16 protein-coding genes and 1 tRNA gene are annotated in these 19317 nt (G+C 56.7%); 3 read left to right on the forward strand and 14 right to left on the reverse strand.

The genetic code is table 11. The features are described 5' to 3' along the window. Window positions 1-13 precede the first annotated feature (13 nt). From truB to B9Z48_RS11560, 9 genes are all read right to left on the reverse strand, one after another. Complete coding sequence (truB, locus tag B9Z48_RS11520) at window positions 14-994, reverse strand: tRNA pseudouridine(55) synthase TruB (protein WP_108378520.1); 981 nt, start codon at window positions 992-994, stop codon at window positions 14-16. A 2-nt stretch (window positions 995-996) separates the two neighbouring features. Further along, window positions 997-1371 carry a 30S ribosome-binding factor RbfA gene (gene rbfA, locus B9Z48_RS11525; protein ID WP_089957593.1) on the reverse strand — a complete coding sequence of 125 codons (375 nt, stop codon included), beginning with the start codon at window positions 1369-1371 and terminating at the stop codon, window positions 997-999. Then, window positions 1372-4410 (reverse strand): translation initiation factor IF-2, encoded by a 3039-nt coding sequence (infB, locus tag B9Z48_RS11530; protein ID WP_108378522.1) that lies wholly within the window; start codon window positions 4408-4410, stop codon window positions 1372-1374. Between the two features lie 26 nt (window positions 4411-4436). Then, window positions 4437-5921 carry a transcription termination factor NusA gene (gene nusA / locus B9Z48_RS11535; protein WP_089957588.1) on the reverse strand — a complete coding sequence of 495 codons (1485 nt, stop codon included), beginning with the start codon at window positions 5919-5921 and terminating at the stop codon, window positions 4437-4439. A gap of 72 nt (window positions 5922-5993) precedes the next feature. Then, entirely contained in the window at window positions 5994-6557 is a 564-nt protein-coding gene (gene rimP, locus B9Z48_RS11540) for a ribosome maturation factor RimP (protein ID WP_089957584.1), read from the reverse strand. Between the two features lie 155 nt (window positions 6558-6712). Further along, on the reverse strand, window positions 6713-8317 hold the full coding sequence (locus tag B9Z48_RS11545) for an ABC transporter ATP-binding protein (protein WP_108378524.1): 1605 nt from the start codon (window positions 8315-8317) through the stop codon (window positions 6713-6715). Further along, window positions 8314-9369 (reverse strand): ABC transporter permease, encoded by a 1056-nt coding sequence (locus B9Z48_RS11550; RefSeq protein WP_108378526.1) that lies wholly within the window; start codon window positions 9367-9369, stop codon window positions 8314-8316. Before B9Z48_RS11550 ends, B9Z48_RS11545 begins: the two co-directional genes overlap by 4 nt. Beyond that, window positions 9366-10403, reverse strand: a complete 1038-nt coding sequence (locus tag B9Z48_RS11555; protein ID WP_089957575.1) for a microcin C ABC transporter permease YejB — start codon at window positions 10401-10403, stop codon at window positions 9366-9368. The genes B9Z48_RS11550 and B9Z48_RS11555 overlap by 4 nt, the downstream gene beginning before the upstream one ends. 3 nt (window positions 10404-10406) lie before the next feature. Continuing rightward, the gene (locus tag B9Z48_RS11560; RefSeq protein ID WP_233261095.1) at window positions 10407-12266 is read right to left on the reverse strand and encodes an extracellular solute-binding protein; all 1860 of its coding nucleotides are present in this window, start codon (window positions 12264-12266) and stop codon (window positions 10407-10409) included. Window positions 12267-12342: 76 nt separating this feature from the next. On the opposite strand from B9Z48_RS11560, the gene fabI reads away from it, so the two are divergent. Beyond that, window positions 12343-13158: an enoyl-ACP reductase FabI gene (fabI, locus tag B9Z48_RS11565; RefSeq protein WP_108378530.1), complete on the forward strand. Its 816-nt coding sequence runs from the start codon at window positions 12343-12345 to the stop codon at window positions 13156-13158. A 422-nt stretch (window positions 13159-13580) separates the two neighbouring features. On the opposite strand, the gene B9Z48_RS11570 is transcribed toward fabI, so the two are convergent. Beyond that, window positions 13581-15854 (reverse strand): arginine/lysine/ornithine decarboxylase, encoded by a 2274-nt coding sequence (locus B9Z48_RS11570; RefSeq protein ID WP_108378676.1) that lies wholly within the window; start codon window positions 15852-15854, stop codon window positions 13581-13583. A gap of 198 nt (window positions 15855-16052) precedes the next feature. Between B9Z48_RS11570 and B9Z48_RS11575 the strand changes: the two genes are divergently transcribed. Together B9Z48_RS11575 and B9Z48_RS11580 are read left to right on the forward strand one after the other, a co-directional pair. Continuing rightward, window positions 16053-16143 (forward strand) — tRNA-Ser (locus tag B9Z48_RS11575). A gap of 315 nt (window positions 16144-16458) precedes the next feature. Continuing rightward, window positions 16459-16830 (forward strand): hypothetical protein, encoded by a 372-nt coding sequence (locus B9Z48_RS11580; RefSeq protein ID WP_146186270.1) that lies wholly within the window; start codon window positions 16459-16461, stop codon window positions 16828-16830. Window positions 16831-16934: 104 nt separating this feature from the next. On the opposite strand, the gene B9Z48_RS11585 is transcribed toward B9Z48_RS11580, so the two are convergent. Genes B9Z48_RS11585 through B9Z48_RS11600 form a run of 4 tightly spaced genes read right to left on the reverse strand, consistent with a single transcriptional unit; the run spans window position 16935 to window position 19281 of the window. Beyond that, entirely contained in the window at window positions 16935-17450 is a 516-nt protein-coding gene (locus tag B9Z48_RS11585; protein ID WP_108378534.1) for a hypothetical protein, read from the reverse strand. Further along, on the reverse strand, window positions 17444-17764 hold the full coding sequence (locus tag B9Z48_RS11590) for a hypothetical protein (RefSeq protein WP_108378536.1): 321 nt from the start codon (window positions 17762-17764) through the stop codon (window positions 17444-17446). Before B9Z48_RS11590 ends, B9Z48_RS11585 begins: the two co-directional genes overlap by 7 nt. 8 nt (window positions 17765-17772) lie before the next feature. Then, a complete protein-coding gene (locus B9Z48_RS11595; RefSeq protein ID WP_108378538.1) occupies window positions 17773-18096 on the reverse strand; it encodes a hypothetical protein in 324 nt (107 codons plus the stop codon). Between the two features lie 3 nt (window positions 18097-18099). Continuing rightward, entirely contained in the window at window positions 18100-19281 is a 1182-nt protein-coding gene (locus B9Z48_RS11600) for a hypothetical protein (protein ID WP_146186271.1), read from the reverse strand. Window positions 19282-19317 lie beyond the last annotated feature (36 nt).

Raw genomic sequence — 19317 nt, forward strand, 5'->3', positions numbered from 1 at the left:
GCTTTCTCTTCCTTTAAACCTGCTCGGCCAGCAATGGCGCGTTGACAGGTGATTTTTCCAAAATCTGTTGAATTTCGATCGGGCTCAACAATCGACCCGGAATCAACTCGCCGCCATGCACATGTGCTGTTCCCAGCAAGGCACGAGGATGCTCTCCATACACCACGACTTGATCACAATCAACCCAAGGGCCGCGTCTGCGCACCCCGCTCAAAAATTTCCCGGCATTTTCGCTGTCCAAGCTGACCGGGGTGTAGTCCGGCAGCAGCACATCGACCGGCTGCAAAGCCGCCAGGCGCTGGGATTCATCCATGCTCTCGAGTGCGGACAAGGTCACACACTGGGCTTCATCAAAAGGCCCAGTGACCACACGGCGCAGAGCGCTCAAATGGCCACCACAACCCAGAGCCTCTGCAATGTCTTCACCCAAGGTTCGGATGTAGGTGCCTTTGCTGCAGCGCACTCGCAAACGCAAAAAAGGCGCATCGCCTTGCAGTTGCATGTCCAGCAGATCCAGATCATGGATCACCACGTTTCGCGCTTCGCGCTCCACGGTTTCACCTTCCCGGGCATATTCATACAGGGCCTTGCCGTCTTTCTTCAAGGCACTGTACATCGGAGGCACTTGACTGATAGGCCCCATGAAACGATCCAAAACTTCAACCACTGTACCCGCTGTACATGACACTTCGCGTACAGAGATCACATCCCCTTCGGCATCGCCCGTGCTGGTTTTCAAACCGAGTCTCACGGTGGTTTCGTAGGTTTTGTCAGCGTTCAAATGCTGTTGACTGAATTTGGTGGCAGCCCCAAAACACAGGGGTAAAACACCTGTGGCCAGGGGGTCCAGGGTTCCGGTATGTCCTGCTTTTTCAGCACGAAGCAACCACTTGGCCTTTTGCAAAGCCTGGTTACTGGAAAGTCCCAAAGGTTTGTCGAGCAAAAGCACCCCATGCACAGGGCGCCGTTGCACCCGTGTGCGTGGCGTGTTCATGCTCAGTCCTCCTGGGCGCGAGACGACACAGCCTTGGCGATCAATGCGTTCATGTCCGACGCACGCTCAGTGGTGCGATCAAACAAAAAATGCAAGGTCGGCACAGTGTGAATGTGCAAGCGTTTGAACAAACCATTTCGCAGAAATCCGGCGGCCGCATTCAAACCTTCAGTGGCGTCTTCAGGTTGACCTGTCAACACACTGAAATAGACCTTGGCATGGGCGTAGTCTGGCGTGACCTCGATCGTGTTGATGGTGATCATGCCCACACGCGGGTCTTTCAACTCGCGCGAGATCAACTCGGCCAGATCACGCTGGATCTGGTCGGCCACGCGAAACCCGCGATTGGGAACAGAGGACTGCTTTTTACGCGCCATTTACAGCGTTCTCGCAATTTCCTTGACATCGAAGAATTCGAGGTAATCGCCTTCTCGGATGTCGTTGTAGTTTTTGAGTTTGATACCGCACTCGAAACCTTCCTTGACTTCGCGAACGTCGTCCTTGAGGCGCTTGAGCGAATCGAGTTCACCGGTGTAGATGACCACGTTGTCACGCAACAAGCGGAACTTGGCGCTCCGGGTGACTTGACCCGAGGTGACCATACAACCTGCCACCGTGCCAATTTTGGACGCCACAAACACGGTCCGGATTTCGGCCATGCCCATGATTTCTTCACGCTGCTCGGGTGCCAACATGCCGGACATGGCGGCCTTGAGTTCATCCACAGCGTCATAAATGATGTTGTAGTAATGAATGTCAACGCCATTGCCTTCGGCAGTTTTACGGGCTCCCGCATCGGCTCGCACGTTGAAGCCAATCACAATCGCCTTGGACGCGATGGCCAAGTTGATGTCTGATTCACTGATACCACCCACACCGGAGTAAACCAGTTGGACTTTGACTTCTTCGTTGGACAGCTTGAGCAACGAGGCACCGAGGGCTTCTTGCGAACCTTGTACATCGGCCTTGATGATGATGGGCAGCATCTTGACTTCGCCAGCCGACATGTCGGTGAACATGTTTTCGAGCTTGGCGGCTTGTTGCTTGGCCAACTTGGTGTTGCGGAATTTGCCCGCACGGTAAGTGGCAATTTCGCGGGCACGGCGTTCGTCGCTCATGACCATGAATTCGTCACCTGCTTGGGGCACTTCCGTCAGGCCTTGAATTTCAACAGGAATCGATGGACCCGCGGACTTGATGGTCGCGCCGTTTTCGTCGAGCATGGCACGAACGCGACCAAAAGTCTGTCCTGCCAACACCACGTCACCGGTGTTCAATGTTCCGGATTGAACCAAGATGGTAGCCACAGGCCCACGGCCCTTGTCCAGACGCGCTTCAATCACCAAACCTTTGGCTGCAGCTTGAACGGGAGCCTTGAGTTCAAGCACCTCTGCTTGCAACAAAACTTGTTCGAGCAAGTCATCAATGCCCATGCCCGTTTTGGCAGACACTGACACAAAAGGAGAATCGCCACCAAACTCTTCGGGAACCACCTCCTCGGCAATCAGTTCTGCACGAACACGCTCGATGTTGGAATCGGGCTTGTCCATCTTGTTGATGGCGACCACGATGGGCACGCCAGCTGCTTTGGCGTGCTTGATCGCTTCTTTTGTTTGGGGCATGACACCGTCATCACCGGCCACCACCAAAATGACAATGTCGGTCGCTTGTGCACCACGGGCACGCATGGCCGTGAAAGCCTCGTGACCCGGAGTGTCGAGGAAAGAGATCATGCCGCGAGGCGTTTCGACGTGGTAAGCACCAATGTGCTGCGTGATGCCACCGGCTTCGCCCGAAGCCACTTTAGCGCGTCGGATGTAATCGAGCAGCGATGTTTTACCGTGGTCAACGTGTCCCATGACCGTGACCACAGGGGCCCGGGGCAGGGATTCGGCATGCTGATCCAGCACCTCATCGTCTGTGAACGCTTCTGGATCGTCCAGTGCGGCGATCACCGCTTTGTGGCCCATTTCTTCCACCACGATCATGGCGGTATCCTGGTCCAAGGGCTGGTTCATGGTGGCCATCTGACCCAGCTTCATCAAATGTTTGATGACCTCGGACGCCTTGATGGCCATTTTGTGGGCCAATTCAGCCACCGTAATGGTCTCTGGCACGTGAACTTCCAGCACGCGCACTTCAACGGTTGCTTGCTGGTTGTGACCTTCATCACGGTCGCGTTCGTTGCCTCGACGGCCACGGGGACCGGTACGCCAATTGTTGCGACCCACACCACCACTGGTATCACCACGTGTTGGAATGGCTTTTTTCTTGGCCGGATCTCCAGCCCAGCTGGAAGACAACTTGGCAGATTTGACTTCTTTGTTTCCACCAGCGGGCGCTGCAGGCGCAGAAGCGGGTGCGGCTGCATTACGGGCCCCAGCAGCGGGCGTCCCGGCTGGTTTGTGCAAAGTCCCTTTCACCGCGGCTTTGGGCTCGACTTTGGGCTCTTCTTTCTTGGCGACCAACACCCGTTTGGGTGCGTTCATCATGTTTCGAATGGCTTCGGCTTCGGCCAATGCTTTGCGACGACGTGAATCCAGGTCCAAAGCGCGTGCTGTTTCCTCATCGGCCTTGGCCTTGGAGTCTGCAGCCGCTTTTTGTGCTGCAGCTTGGCGGGCATCTTGCTCTGATTTGGCTTTGGCCGCTGCGATTTCGGCTTGCTCAGCCGCTTTTGCTGCCGCAATTTCTGCTTGCTGGGCCGCTTTGGTGGCTGCCAGGGATTCTGCAGACACTGCAGGAGCTGCCGGTGCATGCTTGATCTGAGCTGCTGCATTGATGCTGGCCGCTTCTGCACGTGCAAGTTGCTCACGCTCTTGACGGCTCAGCTGAGGCTTGGGCACAGCTGCTTGCTGTGCGGCTTGGGCAGCGGCTTTTGCAACAGATTCGGCCAAAGCCTTTGCTTCAGCAAGCGCTTTGGCTTCTTGCGCAGCAAGTTCTTGCTTTTGCTTGGCTTCTTGCTCTTCGCGCAATCGCCGTTTTTCAGCCAGCTCTTCTTCTTGGCGCTGAATCAATTCGGCTTGGTGCCGAGCTTCTTCTTCGCGTCTGGCCAAATCGGCATGGTCAACTTGGGGCGCAGTGGGCTCCTGAGGTGACGATTCGGACGTTTGTTCATCATCACGCTTGATCAATGTGCGCTTTTTACGCACTTCAACCTGGATCGTCCGGGCTTTGCCCGAAGCATCAGCTTGTTTGATTTCACTGGTTGATTTTTTGACCAGCGTGATTTTTTTGCGATCACCGGTCACGGTTCCATGACTGACTTGCAAATAACTCAGCAATTTTTGCTTGTCAGCATCGTTGAGCGTATCGCTGACAGAGTTTTTGGCAACGCCTGCTGATCGCAATTGATCAAGGAGGACATCGGCAGATTTTTTGAGTTCATTGGCGAACTCGGCAACAGTGGTACTGGACATAATTTTGTTCAAGCCTCCATCAGACTTCAGGCCTGGCCAGCGAACCAATGTTCGCGGGCTTTCATGATCAGGGCGGTCGCCTCTTCAGCAGTCTGAGCAGTGATGTCAGACAGTTCGTCGGTGGCCAAGTCAGCCAAATCTTCACGGGTATGGATACCCGCTTCAACCAGCTTAGAAATCAGCTCAGGCGTCAAGCCTGGCAGGTCGCGCAAATCTTGGGAAACGTCTTCAACGCTCTCTTCTCGCGCAATTTCAAGGGTCAACAAAGCATCTTTCGCACGGGTGCGCAGCTCGTTGATGGTGTCTTCGTCGAAACTCTCGATTTCCAGCATCTCTTGGATGGGCACATAGGCCACTTCTTCGAGACTGGCGAAACCTTCACCGATCAAGATGTCGGCAATTTCTTCGTCAACGTCCAGTTTTTCCATGAACAATTGACGGATGCCTGTGGTCTCTTCGGCTTGCTTTTGTGCAGATTCAGCCGCATCCATGATGTTGATTTTCCAGCCCGTGAGGTCAGAAGCCAAACGGACGTTTTGACCGCCACGGCCAATTGCGATGGCGAGGTTCTCTTCGTCCACCACCACATCCATGGCGTGCTTTTCTTCGTCAACAACGATCGATTGCACGTTGGCCGGAGCCAAAGCACCAATCACAAATTGGGCAGGGTCTTCGCTCCACAACACAATGTCAACTCGCTCACCAGCCAATTCGTTGGTGACCGCGTTCACACGAGTGCCCCGCACACCCACACAGGTGCCGATGGGATCGACGCGTTTGTCATGCGACAAAACAGCGATCTTGGCGCGTGAACCTGGGTCGCGTGCGCAAGTTTTGATTTCCAGCAAACCTTGCTCAATTTCTGGCACTTCTTGACGGAAAAGTTCAATCATGAACTCGGGTGCAGAACGTGACAACAAAATGGGGGCACCGCGCAGTGTCAGGTCCACTTCCATGATCATGGCCCGCACACGATCGCCGCTGCGCAGGTTTTCTTTCGGGATCATTTCACTGCGGCGAAGTCGACCTTCAATGCGTCCCGATTCGCAAATGATGTCGCCTTTGTCCATGCGTTTGACCGTGCCGACAAAAATCTTCTCGCCCCGCGACATGAAATCATTGAGCAGCATTTCACGTTCTGCGTCACGAATTTTTTGCAAGATGACTTGCTTGGCCGCCATGGCTCCGATTCGGCCAATAGGAACCGACTCAATTGGCTCTTCGATGTATTCGTCAACTTCGATGTCAGGAATTTGTTCTTTGGCTTCGAACAACAGAATTTCCTGCTCGGGCAATTGCAAACCTGCTTCATCGGGCACCACGTGCCAACGTCGAAAGGTCTCGTAGTTGCCACTGTCACGATCAACCGCAACCCGAATGTCCACTTCACCGACGTACAGCTTTTTGGTCGCTTGTGCCAAAGCGGCTTCCACGGCCCCAAAAACCACGTCGCGCTCAACGTTTTTTTCTCTTGAGATGGCCTCAACCAACATCAACATTTCGCGATTCATGACTCGACTCTCCTGTTCCACTGAGGCCTTTAAACGAGGCCCGATATAAATATTCAAAACCCGACCAATTCGTCAGGCTTCAATTTTTGGCTTGCGCCCTTTGAAATCCACCACAGGTGCAAGACGCGCCTCGCGCAGTTCGTCCAAGGTAAAACCCAGCACATTCAAGGGCGCTGGAATTCGTTTTTTGCTGATTTTTTGACCAGGCTTGACGGGTGGCTCTTCGCTCCAGACGATTTGCCAGCTTTGACCTGAGGCGTCACGCTCCAGCGTTCCGCGAAATTTTTTGCGTGTGGGATTGACCATGCCAGCGGCGTTCTCACCCATAGGCACTTTCAGAGTGATGTCAATCAACTCGCCGACGAAACGCTCAAAGTCTTGAGCATTGCGCAAGGGACGATCAATGCCTGGGGAAGAAACTTCAAGGCGGTTGTAGGTGACGCCATCGACTTCGAGCGCAAACTGAAGTTGTCGGTTGACTTTTTCACAGTCTTCGACGTTGATGAACAATTCAGATCCGGGTTGCCAAGGGAAATCAATGGTGATGCGCAGCAAACCGCCCGCTGTGCGGTCAATTTCAACCAGGTCATATCCCAGGCCGGTCACGGTTTCTTGAACAATTTGCTGCAATGCCACAGAGCTTCTGAATGTCAACGTTAAAAAAGAAAGACCCAAAAAAAACGGGCGGTGAAAACCCGCCCGTTTGGTCGTGAAGCCATTATTCTAGCTGAAAATTGCGCTAAGTGCGTGATTATTAAGGAAAACGATGGGCAAAATACCCAGAACAGCCATCAGTCGTCAGGGAAGGCGGCCAGCAAACTGCGGGTGTAATTGTGCGCAGCTTGGTTCAACACCTTGTCGGCAAGCCCCATTTCAACAATGTGCCCCGCTTTGAGCACCATGACCCAATGGGCCATGGCCCGTAGAACATCGATGTCATGGGTAATCATTAAATAAGCGATTCTGCGGTTTTTTTGCAATGTCTGAAGTAAGCTCAAAATTTGCTTTTGTACCGTGACATCCAAGGCACTTGTGGGCTCATCCAAAACAAGCAAGTCTGGCTCCACCACCAATGCACGCGCCAATGCGATGCGTTGCCGCTGCCCTCCAGAAAACGCATGAGGATATCGGTTCAGCAAGTCTGGAAAATCGGCCGTCATCAGACCCACTTCAGACAAAGCAGACACGACTTGCGCCTCAATCTCCGGCTCAGACAGGTGCGGCCGATGCAGTCGCAAGCCTTCCGAGACAATTTCACCCACGGTCATTCTTGGCGACAGACTGCCAAATGGATCTTGAAAAACAACCTGAACCTTTTGACGCAAAGCTTTGTCACGCCCAGGACTGCCCTGCCAGGAGTTGCCCTCAAATGTCAGCTCACCTCCGTAAGGCATCAGACCCAAAACCGCCATAGCCAGGCTGGACTTGCCTGAGCCCGACTCGCCCATCACACCCAATGTCGTGCCTGGCAGGATGCTGAAATCTGCGCCGTGCAAGGCCGTGAAATGTTGTTTCTTGAACCAACCGCGAATGCCAGGTGTGGCCATGGGGTACTGAACTCGCAGTCCTTTTGCCAGCAACAATGGCGAGGGGGATGGGATTGGGGCCTCTGCCAATCCATCGCGACTGGGGCGGCTGTCGAGCAGTTTTTGGGTGTAAGGATGTTGAGGGTTTGAAAACACCTCCATCAAACTCCCCTGCTCCACAAGCACGCCTTTTTCCATCACCGCCACCCGGTCGGCGAAGTGGCGCACCAAGGCGAGATCATGGGTGATCAGCAGCACGGCCATGCCGGTTTTTTGCTGCAAATCGGCCAAAAGCTGCAACATTTGCAGGCGCAAACTGGCGTCCAGCGCGGTGGTGGGTTCGTCGGCCAGCAGCAGCTTGGGCTCGGACGCGAGAGCCATGGCCATCATGGCGCGTTGGCGTTGGCCACCCGACAACTGGTGCGGGTAAGCCTCAAAACGGCGCTCCGGGTCGTCGATTCCGGTTTCTGACAACAAATGCACGGCCCGCGTATCGGCATCGCGCCGATGCAAGAGCTTTTTGAGCTGCAGCACTTCCGAGATTTGCGACCCTACCGTCATCAGGGGATTGAGCGCCGTCATGGGCTCCTGAAAAATCATGGCAATGTCATCACCTCGGATGCGTTGCATCTCGGCAGGCGTTTGCTTTAGCAAGTCCTGACCTTGCCACAGCACCTGGCCCGACAGCTCAGCTGATTCCAACAAACGCAGCACCGACAGCGCGGTGACCGATTTGCCCGATCCCGACTCGCCCACCAAAGCCACCCGCTCGCCGGGCTGGATGCTCAGGTTCACGCCATGCACCACCGCCTGCCCGCCAAAGGCGATTTGCAGGTCTTTGAGTTCCAGCAAAGCTTGGGGCGCGTTCATGCGTCCACCTTTCGCGGATCAAGTGCGTCGCGCAAGGCGTCACCCATGAAGGTCAAGAGCAGCAAGGTCACCACCAGCACCACAAAAGTGGACATCGATATCCACCAGGCGTCGATGTTGTTTTTGCCTTGGGCCAGCAACTCGCCCAACGAGGGTGTGCCTGGCGGCACGCCCAGGCCCAAAAAGTCCAACGAGGTCAGGGCCAAAATGGCGCCGCTCATGCGAAACGGCAAGAAGGTCACCACCGGGGTCATGCTGTTGGGCAGCACATGCCGCCACATGATCTGCCAATGGCCCAGGCCCAGCGCCCGTGCCGATTTGACATAGTCGAGCTGCCGATTGCGCAAAAACTCGGCCCGCACATAGTCGGACAAGCCCATCCAACCAAACAGGCCCAGCAGCAAGAGCAGCAAGCCCACACTGGGCTCGAACACGGCCGAAAAGATGATGAGCAAATAAAGCTCAGGCATGGCGCTCCAGACTTCGATGAAGCGCTGAAACACCAGGTCGGTTTTGCCGACAAAAAAGCCCTGCACCGCGCCGGTCAACACTCCCAGCACCACGCCAAACAAGGTGAGCGCCAAAGCAAACAGCACCGACACCCGAAAGCCATAAAGCAAACGTGCCAAGACATCACGACCCCGGTCATCGGTGCCCAGCCAGTTGCGGGCCGTGGGCGGGGCCGGGTTGGGCAAAGGCGCGAAATAGTCGAGCGTGCTGTGGTGGTAGGGGTTGAAGGCCTGCAAAGCCCAGTTGTCGCCCTTGTGCAACTGCTGCTGAATAAAGGGGTCAAGGTAGTCGGCGGGTGTCTCGAAATCCCCCCCGAACACTTTTTCAGGCAAGGTCTGCACCACCGGGAAATACCATTGCCCCTCAAAACGCACCACCAAAGGCTTGTCGTTGGACAAGAATTCGGCCCCCAAGCTAAGGACAAACAGGGTGAGAAAAATGAGCAGGCTGCCAAAGCCCAAGCGGTTGCGTCTGAAGCGCTGCCAGGCCCGGGCCGAGGGGGACATCTGCTGCGGGGGTGCGGTGGTGTTGGCTGCGGTCATTTGTCGAACTTCACGCGCGGGTCCACCCACAGGTAACAAAGGTCACTGATCAGCTTGGTGACCAGACCGATCAGGGTGAACAGATACAAGGTGCCCAGCACCACCGGGTAGTCGCGCCGGATCACGGCCTCGTAACTGAGCAAACCCAGGCCGTCGAGCGAGAACAGGGTTTCGATGAGCAAGGAGCCCGTGAAAAAAGCGCCGATGAAGGCCGCAGGAAACCCCGTGACCAGCGGGATCAAGGCGTTGCGCATGACATGGCGGTACAAAACGCGGTTTTCACTCAGGCCTTTGGCGCGAGCGGTCAGCACATACTGTTTTCGGATTTCTTCGAGAAATGCGTTCTTGGTCAGCATGGTGATGACGGCAAACGAACCCAGCACACTGGCTGTGACCGGCAAGGCGATGTGCCACAAATAATCCACCACTCTGGCGCCCCAGCTCAGCTGCTCCCAGTTGGACGAGGTCAGGCCGCGCAGCGGAAACCACTGCAGTTGACCGCCAAAAATCACCAGCAAGGCCACGCCCAGCACAAAACCCGGAATGGCATAACCCACCAGCACCAGCAAGCTGGTGAGCGTGTCAAAACGCGTGCCCGCCCGCACCGCCTTGGCGATCCCCAAAGGCACCGACACCATGTAACTCAGGAAAAACGTCCACAAGCCCAGGCTGATGGACACAGGCAACTTTTCCTTGATGAGGCTCCAGACGTCTTTGGGGTAGAAAAAGCTCTTGCCCAAGTCGAACTGCGCAAACTGCTGGAGCATCATCCAAAAACGCTCGGTGGGTGGTTTGTCAAAGCCGTAAAGCGTTTTGATTTCGGCAATGCGGGCGGCGTCCACGCCCTGACGGCCGCGGTAGCCGCTGCCCGCTGCGGCTGCGCCCTCCCCGCCTGTGTCACGGCCTTGCAGCTGAGACACCATTTGCTCGACCGGGCCGCCGGGCACAAACTGGATCACCACAAAGGTCATCAACAACACCCCGAACAAGGTCGGAATCATCAGCAGCAAGCGTTTGAAAATGTAGGCCAGCATGGGTCAGGGGGCCTTTTTGGCTGGTGGAGCCGCTGTGGAGGGCGATGGGCCAGGCGCGCTTGTGGCGGTGGGTGACCACCACACAGTGGTGACCAGTTTTTCAGGTTGATAAAACCGAGGCAAATCGGCCGGATGCGCAAACGCCTTGGCCCGCCAGGACACCCGGTGCACGGCGCCATACCAATGCGGCACCACGTAATGGCCGTGGCGCAGCACCCGGTCAAGCGCTCGCAGGCTGATCACCAGCTCTGGCCTTGACGTGGCGCTGACCACCTTGTCCAGCAGCGCGTCCACGGCCGGGTCTTTGAGGCCAATCACATTGCCCGAACCCTCCGCCTCGGCCGATCGGCTGCCATAGCGCTCGAGCAACTCGGTGCCGGGGGCTTCGCTGCCCACGGTGCGGTTGCTGATGATGTCAAAGTCGAACACGTCCATGCGTTTTTGCAGCAGCGCAAAGTCGATCACCTTGTATTGCACTTTGATGCCCAGTTTCTCGAGGTTTTTGGCAAAGGGCGTGACCACGCGGCCCATGGAGCCCGAACTGTCCAGAAACTCGATGCTGAAAGCTTGGCCTTTATCGTTGCGCAAAGCGCCATCGCGGTAGGTCCATCCGGCGGCTTGCAGCAAATCCCGCGCTTGGCGCAAGTGGTCGCGCAGGGTGTGACCCGAAGCAGGGTCGAGCGCGGTTTGGGGCGGCTGCGGCACCTCTTGATCAAACACGGCAGCGGGCAGCTTGCCCCGCAGGGGCGTGAGCAAGGCCAGCTCGTCGGGTCCAGGTCGGCCCTTGGCCTCAAAGTCGCTGGCCACAAAATAGCCACGCACCCGGCTGTAGGCGTTGTAAAAAAGTTGGCGGTTCAGCCACTCGAAATCCATGGCCAGGGCGATGGCTTGGCGCACGCGCACGTCCTGGAACTTGTCACGGCGCGTGTTGAACAAAAAGCCCTGAAAGTCCCCCGCATTGCCGTGCTGCAGCTCGGCCTTGATCAAATCACCGCGTTCAAAGGCGCGTCCTGTGAAGGCACGGGCCCACTCCCGCGCAATAAAAGACTGCATGTAATCGAACTCACCTGCCTTGAAGGCCTCGAGCTGAGCGGTGCTGTCTTTGTAGATCTTGTAGGTGATGCGGTCGAAATTGAATTGGCCTTTGCGCACGTTCAAGTCGCGCGCCCAATAAGCCGGATCACGCTCGTAGGTGATGTCTTTGCCAAACTGCACACGGCCGATGCGGTAAGGGCCGGACGCAATCGGGATGTCCATCACCATTTGGTCCAAGGGTTTGTGGGTGTTGCCTTCCAGCCCCCACTTTTGGCTGAACACCGGCAAACTGCCCACGATCAAGGGCAGCTCGCTGTTGGGGCGCACAAAATCAAAGCGGATGCTGCGCTCGCCAAGAACCGTGGCACCTTTGACCTCGCCAAAATACGTGCGGTACTGGGGCGCGGCCTGTTTGCTGGTCAGGCGCTCAAAGGAATGGCGAACATCGGCCGCCAGCACGGGGTCACCATTGTGAAAGCGGGCCAGTGGGTTAATCTGAAAGTTGACCGACATGCGGTCGCTGGCCACCGCCACGTCAGAAGCCAGCAAGCCGTAAGCCGTGGTCGGCTCGTCCATGTTGCCCACCAGCAAGGTGTCAAACATCATGCCCAGCATGGAGGGCGGGGCGCTGCCCTTCAAGGTGAAGGGGTTGTATTTGTCAAAATTGGACTGCCGGGTCGGCGGCACCAGCATGATCTCGCCGCCTTTGGGCGCAGCAGGGTTCACATACGCAAAGTGCGCAAACCCGGCCGGGTAGCGAATGTCCCCAAATTGCGCGTAAGCGTGAGCAGCCCAAGCGTTGCCCGCCACGCCGAGCCCGAGGGCCAAGCAGCAGAGTATCCAGAAATGGGCCATGGGTCTTCGCATGCGACAATTCTGCACACATTTTTCAGGAGTTGAGTGCATGACCACAAAAACAGGATTTCTTTCGGGTAAAAAGTTGTTGATCACGGGCGTGTTGTCCAACCGCTCCATTGCTTATGGCATCGCCAAGGCCTGCCACGCACAAGGCGCTGAGCTCGCTTTCAGCTACGTGGGCGAGCGTTTCAAAGACCGCATCACCGAATTTGCGGCCGATTTTGACACCAAGCTGATTTTTGATTGTGATGTGGGCAGCGACGAGCAGATTGAAAAGCTGTTCACCGACCTGTCGGCCACTTGGCCCAAATTCGACGGTTTTGTGCACGCGATTGGTTATGCACCCCGCGAAGCGATTGCCGGTGACTTTTTGGACGGTTTGTCGCGCGAAGGCTTCAAGATCGCCCACGACATCAGCGCCTACAGCTTCCCCGCCATGGCCAAAGCGGCCCTGCCCTACCTGAACGACAAGTCGGCTGTGCTGACGCTGACGTACCTCGGGGCGATTCGCACGGTGCCCAACTACAACACCATGGGATTGGCCAAAGCCAGCCTCGAAGCATCGGTGCGTTATTTGGCAGAGTCGCTGGGCAGCCAGAACCGGGGGTTGCGGGCCAACGGCATTTCGGCCGGTCCCATCAAAACGTTGGCGGCCAGTGGCATCAAGGGTTTTGGCAAAATTTTGTCGGTGGTGGCCGAGGCCTCGCCCATTCGCCGCAATGTGACCATTGAGGACGTGGGCAATGTGGCGGCGTTCATGTTGAGCGACTTGGCCGCGGGCGTGACGGCCGAGATCACGTATGTGGACGGTGGTTTCAGCCAGGTGGTCGGCGGCATTGCGGAGCCAGCGGCTGCGGCTTGATTGGGTTGTTCGCTCCTTGGGGTACGTGCCCTCTTCAAGACCGCCTGAGGCGAGCCGGACGCTGCCCGGGCTCATAACTCGCTTCGCTCGCCAAATCGCCCGGTTCAGCGCCCACCTCACCTCAGGCTCAGTGGATGTTCTTGTGACCATGGGCCAGATGAAGGTTGCAGCGCTTCTCTGGCTCTCGGGCTTGATCAACCAACAGTGCTTGGCCACTGGCCATGAAGAGTGGGATCGAACGAACATCTCCTTGAATTGAAAAAAGCGGCTTTCGCCGCTTTTTTCAATTCTCCCCCCGCAGGTGAGTTGGGGTCCTTTGCGGGGGCGATGTGGCAAAGCGAAGCGCCTCTTAGCCCCCGCAGAGGGCCCCAACTCACCTGCCCTCTGCCCCAAAGACCCTCAAGTCACCCCCCCGAAAAACTTCAAACTTTCACGCAATCCGCAAAGTACCGTTTCTTGCCATCATCGTCTTTGATTTCGACCAGACCATGGATGTCGGTTTCGAAACCCGGGCACTTCTCGTTGAACTCGCGGGCGAACTTGAGGTAATCGACGATCTTTTTGTTGAAGACCTCGCCAGGGATCAAGAGCGGAATGCCAGGTGGGTATGGCGTGACCAAACCCACCGTGATGCGGCCTTCCAGGTGGTCAATTTCCACCCGCTCGGTCTTTCGCTGGGCAATGTGGGCGTAAGCGTCTGATGGGCGCATGGCTGGGGCCAAGTCAGACAAATACATGTCGGTCGTCAAGATGGCGATGTCGTACTTGGCGTACATCTCGTGCACATGCTGGCACAGATCGCGCAGGCCCATGCGCTCGTAACGCGGGTGCTTCTGGCAGAACTCCGGCATGATTTTCCACATGGGCTGGTTCTTGGCGTATTCGTCCTTGAACTGCTGCAAAGCGGTGAGCAGCGTGTTCCAGCGGCCCTTGGTGATGCCGATGGTGAACATGATGAAGAAGCTGTAGAGGCCCGTCTTCTCCACCACCACGCCGTGCTCGGTCAGGAACTTGCTGACGATGGATGCCGGGATGCCCGTCTTGTCGAACTTGCCGTCCAGATCCAAGCCCGGCGTCACGATGGTCGACTTGATGGGGTCGAGCATGTTGAAGCCGTCGGCCAGCTGCTGGCCAAAACCATGCCACTTGCTGGTTTTTTTGCGCGGGTCGTTGCGCAAAATCCAATCGTCCGCGCGACCAATGCCTTCTTCGGCAAACTTCTCGGGGCCCCACACCTTGAACCACCAGTCTTTGCCGTACTCGGCATCAATCTTGCGCATGGCGCGGCGAAAATCCAAGGCTTCGGCAATGCTTTCTTCCACCAGCGCAGTGCCACCGGGCGGCTCCATCATGGCGGCGGCCACGTCGCAACTGGCAATGATGCTGTACTGCGGCGAGGTTGAGGTGTGCATCAAATAGGCTTCGTTGAACAGGGGCCTGTCGAGTTTGACGCTTTGCGCGTCTTGCACCAGAACATGGCTGGCCTGGCTGATACCGGCCAGCAGTTTGTGGATGGACTGCGTGGCGTACACCATGGATTCTTTGGGGCGTGCGCGCTTTTTGCCCATGGCGTGGTAGGGGCCATAAAACGGGTGAAAGGCGGCGTGCGGCAGCCAGGCTTCGTCAAAGTGCAGGTTTTCCACGTAACCATCGAGCATGGTCTTGATGGTTTCCGTGTTGTACAGAACGCCGTCATAGGTGGACTGGGTGAGGGTCATCACACGCGGCTTGACCTTCTTGGGGTCCACGCCCTTGAGCAAGGGGTTGGCCTTGATCTTGGCCATGATGGCCGCAGGCTCGAATTCACTTTTGGGGATGGGGCCAATGATGCCGAAATGGTTGCGCGTGGGCTTCATGAACACGGGCACGGCACCCGTCATGATGATGGCGTGCAAGATGGACTTGTGGCAATTGCGGTCCACCACCACCACGTCACCCGGGGCCACGGTGTGGTGCCAGACAATCTTGTTGGAGGTGCTGGTGCCGTTGGTCACAAAGAAACAATGGTCGGCATTGAAAATGCGGGCCGCATTGCGCTCGCTCTCGCCAATGGCGCCGTTGTGGTCCAGCAGCTGGCCCAACTCTTCCACCGCATTGCACACGTCGGCCCGCAACATGTTCTCACCATAAAACTGGTGGTACATCTGACCCACGGGGCTTTTCAAAAAGGCCACGCCACCGGAGTGCCCCGGGCAGTGCCACGAATAGGATCCGTCTTCCGCATAGTCGAGCAGCGCCTTGAAAAATGGTGGCTGCACGCCTTCCAGGTAGCTCTTGGCTTCACGGATGATGTGACGCGCCACAAACTCAGGCGTGTCTTCAAACATGTGGATGAAGCCGTGCAACTCGCGCAGGATGTCGTTGGGCAAATGGCGCGAGGTTTTGGTCTCGCCATAGATGTAAATCGGCACGTCGGCATTCTTGCGGCGAACTTCGTCAATGAAGGCCCGCAAGTTGATGACAGCCGGGTCCAAGTCGGGTCCGGGTGAAAACTCTTCGTCGTCAATGGACAAGATGAACGCACTGGCGCGGCTTTGCTGCTGTGCAAACTGAGACAGATCGCCGTAGCTGGTCACACCCAAGACCTCCAGCCCTTCGCTGACGATGGCATCTGCCAATGCGCGAATGCCCAAACCCGATGTGTTTTCGGAGCGGTAATCTTCGTCAATGATGACGATGGGGAAACGGAATTTCATGGGCTGATCGGGCTGTTCGCCAAAGAAAAGACAAAGCGATTGAAACAGTCGCAAAGTTTAAGGATAAAAAGACCCGCTGGAGGCACCGAGATCAGAATTCATCGAAAAACCTGCAAAGGGAGCTTACTCGGTGCTTGTGACAACAATTGCATGAGTTGCCCACAATGGGCGGTTTCAGCTGCTATAATTTAAGGCTTCGGAGCGGTGGATGAGTGGTTTAAGTCGCACGCCTGGAAAGCGTGTGTGGGTTAATAGCCCACCGCGGGTTCGAATCCCGCCTGCTCCGCCAGAACCCCAATGAAATCAACAGCTTAAGCAATGATTTCATTGCTACCCCCCAAACAGCCCGCCATCACGTCAAGTGGTTGCGGGCTTTTTGTTGGGCCATTCAGTTCATCAGCATTTGCACTGTTCGAGTGGTATTCCCAGGGAAGCTTCAGCATCGTCATATATATATAGCGAGTCGCCCCGCTACCCTAGGAAACACATACAGTTTCCAAACCACAGCCCCCTCAGATCGCCACCCCGCATAATCGCCTTCGCCCATTGTTGGTGCGCAAGGTGCGCCCATCATGCAAGGCCACAAAACAAATCAGGGGAAACTATGAAGGCAATCACCGCCTCGACCATCGCAGCTTGCGTGTTCACACTCACCGCCTGCGGATCACCACGGGTACTTCATGACGATGCAGCAAAGCTGGTCATGATCGAAAGCGGGATGACGATCACGCAGATCACCCAAATCATGGGAATGCCGGTGGCCTCAGAAACACGGCCTGATGGATTCAAGTGCCTTGAGTACACACTGCTGAAGAAGTCCGTCAACTTCACATCTGCCATGCCACAACCCCACTACGTCATGATGTACCAAGGCAAAGCCATCGCATCTGGCCAGAATGGCTGTAACGTAGAAATGATGTCGGCCAACTTTCACACGGCCACTTTCGGCAAATACGCCCGGTTTGTTGGCCAGTAACTGAGGCTGTTGAAGCGCACCGTTGAGCGAATTGCACGGTGACGGGGGCGTGCTCAGTTTTGAGGATACCCACACCAGTCCACAAAACGGCCAGCGATGCTCAATCAGTCGAAGGCGAAGCCCTCGCCTTCCATCACTTGCTGGGCGAACTCTACGATCTCCGCACGCTCTGGCCCGTTGCTGTGCTTGCGAAGTAACGCCAATGACGCCCGCACCATTTGGCCTGGTGTCAGGTTGGCCAGAACTTCTTGCGCCGCGATGGTGCCCGAGTGCTCAACTTTGGTGACGCTGAACCCGTGCATAGCGTTCAGCTCCTTGACAGCGCTTACCTTCTCGTTGCCCCGCGCCTCCTGATTGGTGGCGATTTCCTTGAGCACCCCGATGCTGTCCACCCGGCTCCACAGTTCCTTTTCCACGGCCTTGTCCTGGATTTCGGCCCTGAGCTCTGCAACCCTTCCTGACACCTTCCTGTCAGCCATCAGCTCTGAAGCCCGCGCCCAAATGGTTTCCGGCTTCATGTTTCCCGTAGCGTAGGCCGCCCGATACGCATCCGCCTGAGTCATCCCTTCAAGTGCGACCAGCTCGGCAAAGCGCTGTTGTTTGGCCGTTAACTTCACCATCGGTTGCCCTTCTTCATCAAGCCACCCTGGGCGTGCCAGCCTTGCAGGATGTGCCCGCCTGGTGCGTCCTTGGCCGTGGTCAAGTTAGCACCCGCACGAAGCAAGGCCCCCAAGAACAGGCCGTACAACCCGGCTTGGCAGTTTGGGCCAATGCCACGCTTGGGCCGGGCATTCAACCAAGCCTTGACTGCCTTGGCCGTCAGTTGCTCAGGGCAGTCACCCACCTGAACGGGCAACAGCGCCAGCGCGTGCTCAATGGGCGACCAGTTCTGCCTTTTCAGCGAACAACCAAGTTGCTTTTTTGTGTTGGCCATGGTGCGCCTCACTGGATGGACAAGGCCTGCTCAGTGAGCCTGCGCTGTGTCTCAAAGCCCTCCAAAGCTATGTCAGGGTTGAAACCAGAGCAATCCATCCCACTGAACACATCCCCTGCCTGAATACCCGACTCATGCCCGAAGTGCAAACAGAATGACGCCCCAACCAGGAATGACGTTGCCCCGATCCTTGCCTGGTCATAGCCATCCGTCCCGTACAGAGGAACCAATGACTCGACAACGTGCGGCAACGCATCCATGAAACTGCATTTAAGCGGCATCATCAGCATTGCATGATCGACCCCCTTTTGATGATGATCTGTCATGCTCATAGGTCAGGCCTCTGTGTCAGGTATTTTGAAAAAATCCGCGCCCGTGGCATCGCTGCCCGTCAGGCTGCCTGTGTCCATCTGCTCACCGTAGTTGTAAGAGTTTTGCAAAATGTCTTGCTGAAGGCCAAAGTCTCCCAAACTTCCCATGCCACCCATTCTGGCCATGCCCGGCAATTGCCCGTACTGGCCTGCCCTTTGCTGCTCAAGAGCGCCATACCCAAAACGGAACATGCCTGCTGCGCCACGCGCCAAAGCTCCGTACCACCCCTGCATCGCCTGCCCACGAATAGCGTTTGATTCCGTGGCCGTCCGAATGCCGTTGGCAATATCGGCTGCCGCCTGGCTGGGCAATCGCTGGCCGTTGGCAATGGCGTTTTGCAAGCGCCGCCACTGCAAGTCATCGCGATTCCACATTTGCGCCTCTTCAAAGCGGTAGGCCCTGTTGGTCATGTCCACCTCCATGCGTGCCCAATCGGTCGTGACTTGGCGCAGCATGTTGGCATTGGCCCCGGTGCAGTACCGGGCCATCTTCTTGTTCAGCTTGCCCGCCACCTTGCCAAAGGCGCGTGCCGCATCCAGCTTGGCACGGCCCTGCTGAAGCGCGTATTGGGGCTTGTAGCGGTTCTTCTCCCAATCGTTCTTGGCAAAGTCGGCCGCAGCATCCTCGATGGGGGCAAACTTGTTCACGTACCGGGCGTGCAGCTCTTCGCCCATCTTCAACTGCCGGTCGGCCAAGTCGCGCTGATCCTTGGCAATCTCGCGCATCCGCTTGTCTTGCTTGTCAGCAATCACCAGGTCAATCGCAGTTTTCACAGCGATCATGGCCGCCTGCTGGGCCAGGGTGTCTGCCTGTTTTTGGGATGTGTACCAAGCCTGCCATGAAGCATCGCGGCCTGTTTGCCACGCCTCGTAGGTGGCCGCCGCACTCGCCTGAATGGCCGCAGCTGCCGCCGTGTCTGCCGTCACCACGCCGTAGTAGCCGGTCATGCCCGAGAGCACGCCATTACCCAGCGGGGTTGTCATGTCCGGCCAGTTGGTCACCGGCCCACCACCGCCACCCCCGCCAAGCACCCGCCCACCCGGCTTGGCGCGTGTGGCGCTTTCGCCCAGGGGCTCGCCCAAGGCGTAAAGGTCACGTCTTGAAATGCTGCGTGTTGTTCCAAAAGTGGTTTTAAAGTTCTTCATGATTTTGTCCGTGAATGATTGTTTGTGTCGCTCAAC

The sequence above is a fragment of the Limnohabitans sp. WS1 genome, from assembly GCF_003063265.1.
Lineage (GTDB): Bacteria > Pseudomonadota > Gammaproteobacteria > Burkholderiales > Burkholderiaceae_C > Limnohabitans_A.

What these genes read in the sequence shown, in the direction of transcription:
- B9Z48_RS11580 (WP_146186270.1), top strand. Translation starts at nt 16,459, where the DNA reads ATGAAGGCAATCACCGCCTCGACCATCGCAGCTTGCGTGTTCACACTC.
- infB (WP_108378522.1), bottom strand. Translation starts at nt 4,410, where the DNA reads ATGTCCAGTACCACTGTTGCCGAGTTCGCCAATGAACTCAAAAAATCT.
- nusA (WP_089957588.1), bottom strand. Translation starts at nt 5,921, where the DNA reads ATGAATCGCGAAATGTTGATGTTGGTTGAGGCCATCTCAAGAGAAAAA.
- truB (WP_108378520.1), bottom strand. Translation starts at nt 994, where the DNA reads ATGAACACGCCACGCACACGGGTGCAACGGCGCCCTGTGCATGGGGTG.
- B9Z48_RS11595 (WP_108378538.1), bottom strand. Translation starts at nt 18,096, where the DNA reads ATGAGCATGACAGATCATCATCAAAAGGGGGTCGATCATGCAATGCTG.
- fabI (WP_108378530.1), top strand. Translation starts at nt 12,343, where the DNA reads ATGACCACAAAAACAGGATTTCTTTCGGGTAAAAAGTTGTTGATCACG.
- rbfA (WP_089957593.1), bottom strand. Translation starts at nt 1,371, where the DNA reads ATGGCGCGTAAAAAGCAGTCCTCTGTTCCCAATCGCGGGTTTCGCGTG.
- B9Z48_RS11590 (WP_108378536.1), bottom strand. Translation starts at nt 17,764, where the DNA reads ATGGCCAACACAAAAAAGCAACTTGGTTGTTCGCTGAAAAGGCAGAAC.
- B9Z48_RS11550 (WP_108378526.1), bottom strand. Translation starts at nt 9,369, where the DNA reads ATGACCGCAGCCAACACCACCGCACCCCCGCAGCAGATGTCCCCCTCG.
- B9Z48_RS11570 (WP_108378676.1), bottom strand. Translation starts at nt 15,854, where the DNA reads ATGAAATTCCGTTTCCCCATCGTCATCATTGACGAAGATTACCGCTCC.
- B9Z48_RS11555 (WP_089957575.1), bottom strand. Translation starts at nt 10,403, where the DNA reads ATGCTGGCCTACATTTTCAAACGCTTGCTGCTGATGATTCCGACCTTG.
- B9Z48_RS11600 (WP_146186271.1), bottom strand. Translation starts at nt 19,281, where the DNA reads ATGAAGAACTTTAAAACCACTTTTGGAACAACACGCAGCATTTCAAGA.
- B9Z48_RS11585 (WP_108378534.1), bottom strand. Translation starts at nt 17,450, where the DNA reads ATGGTGAAGTTAACGGCCAAACAACAGCGCTTTGCCGAGCTGGTCGCA.
- B9Z48_RS11545 (WP_108378524.1), bottom strand. Translation starts at nt 8,317, where the DNA reads ATGAACGCGCCCCAAGCTTTGCTGGAACTCAAAGACCTGCAAATCGCC.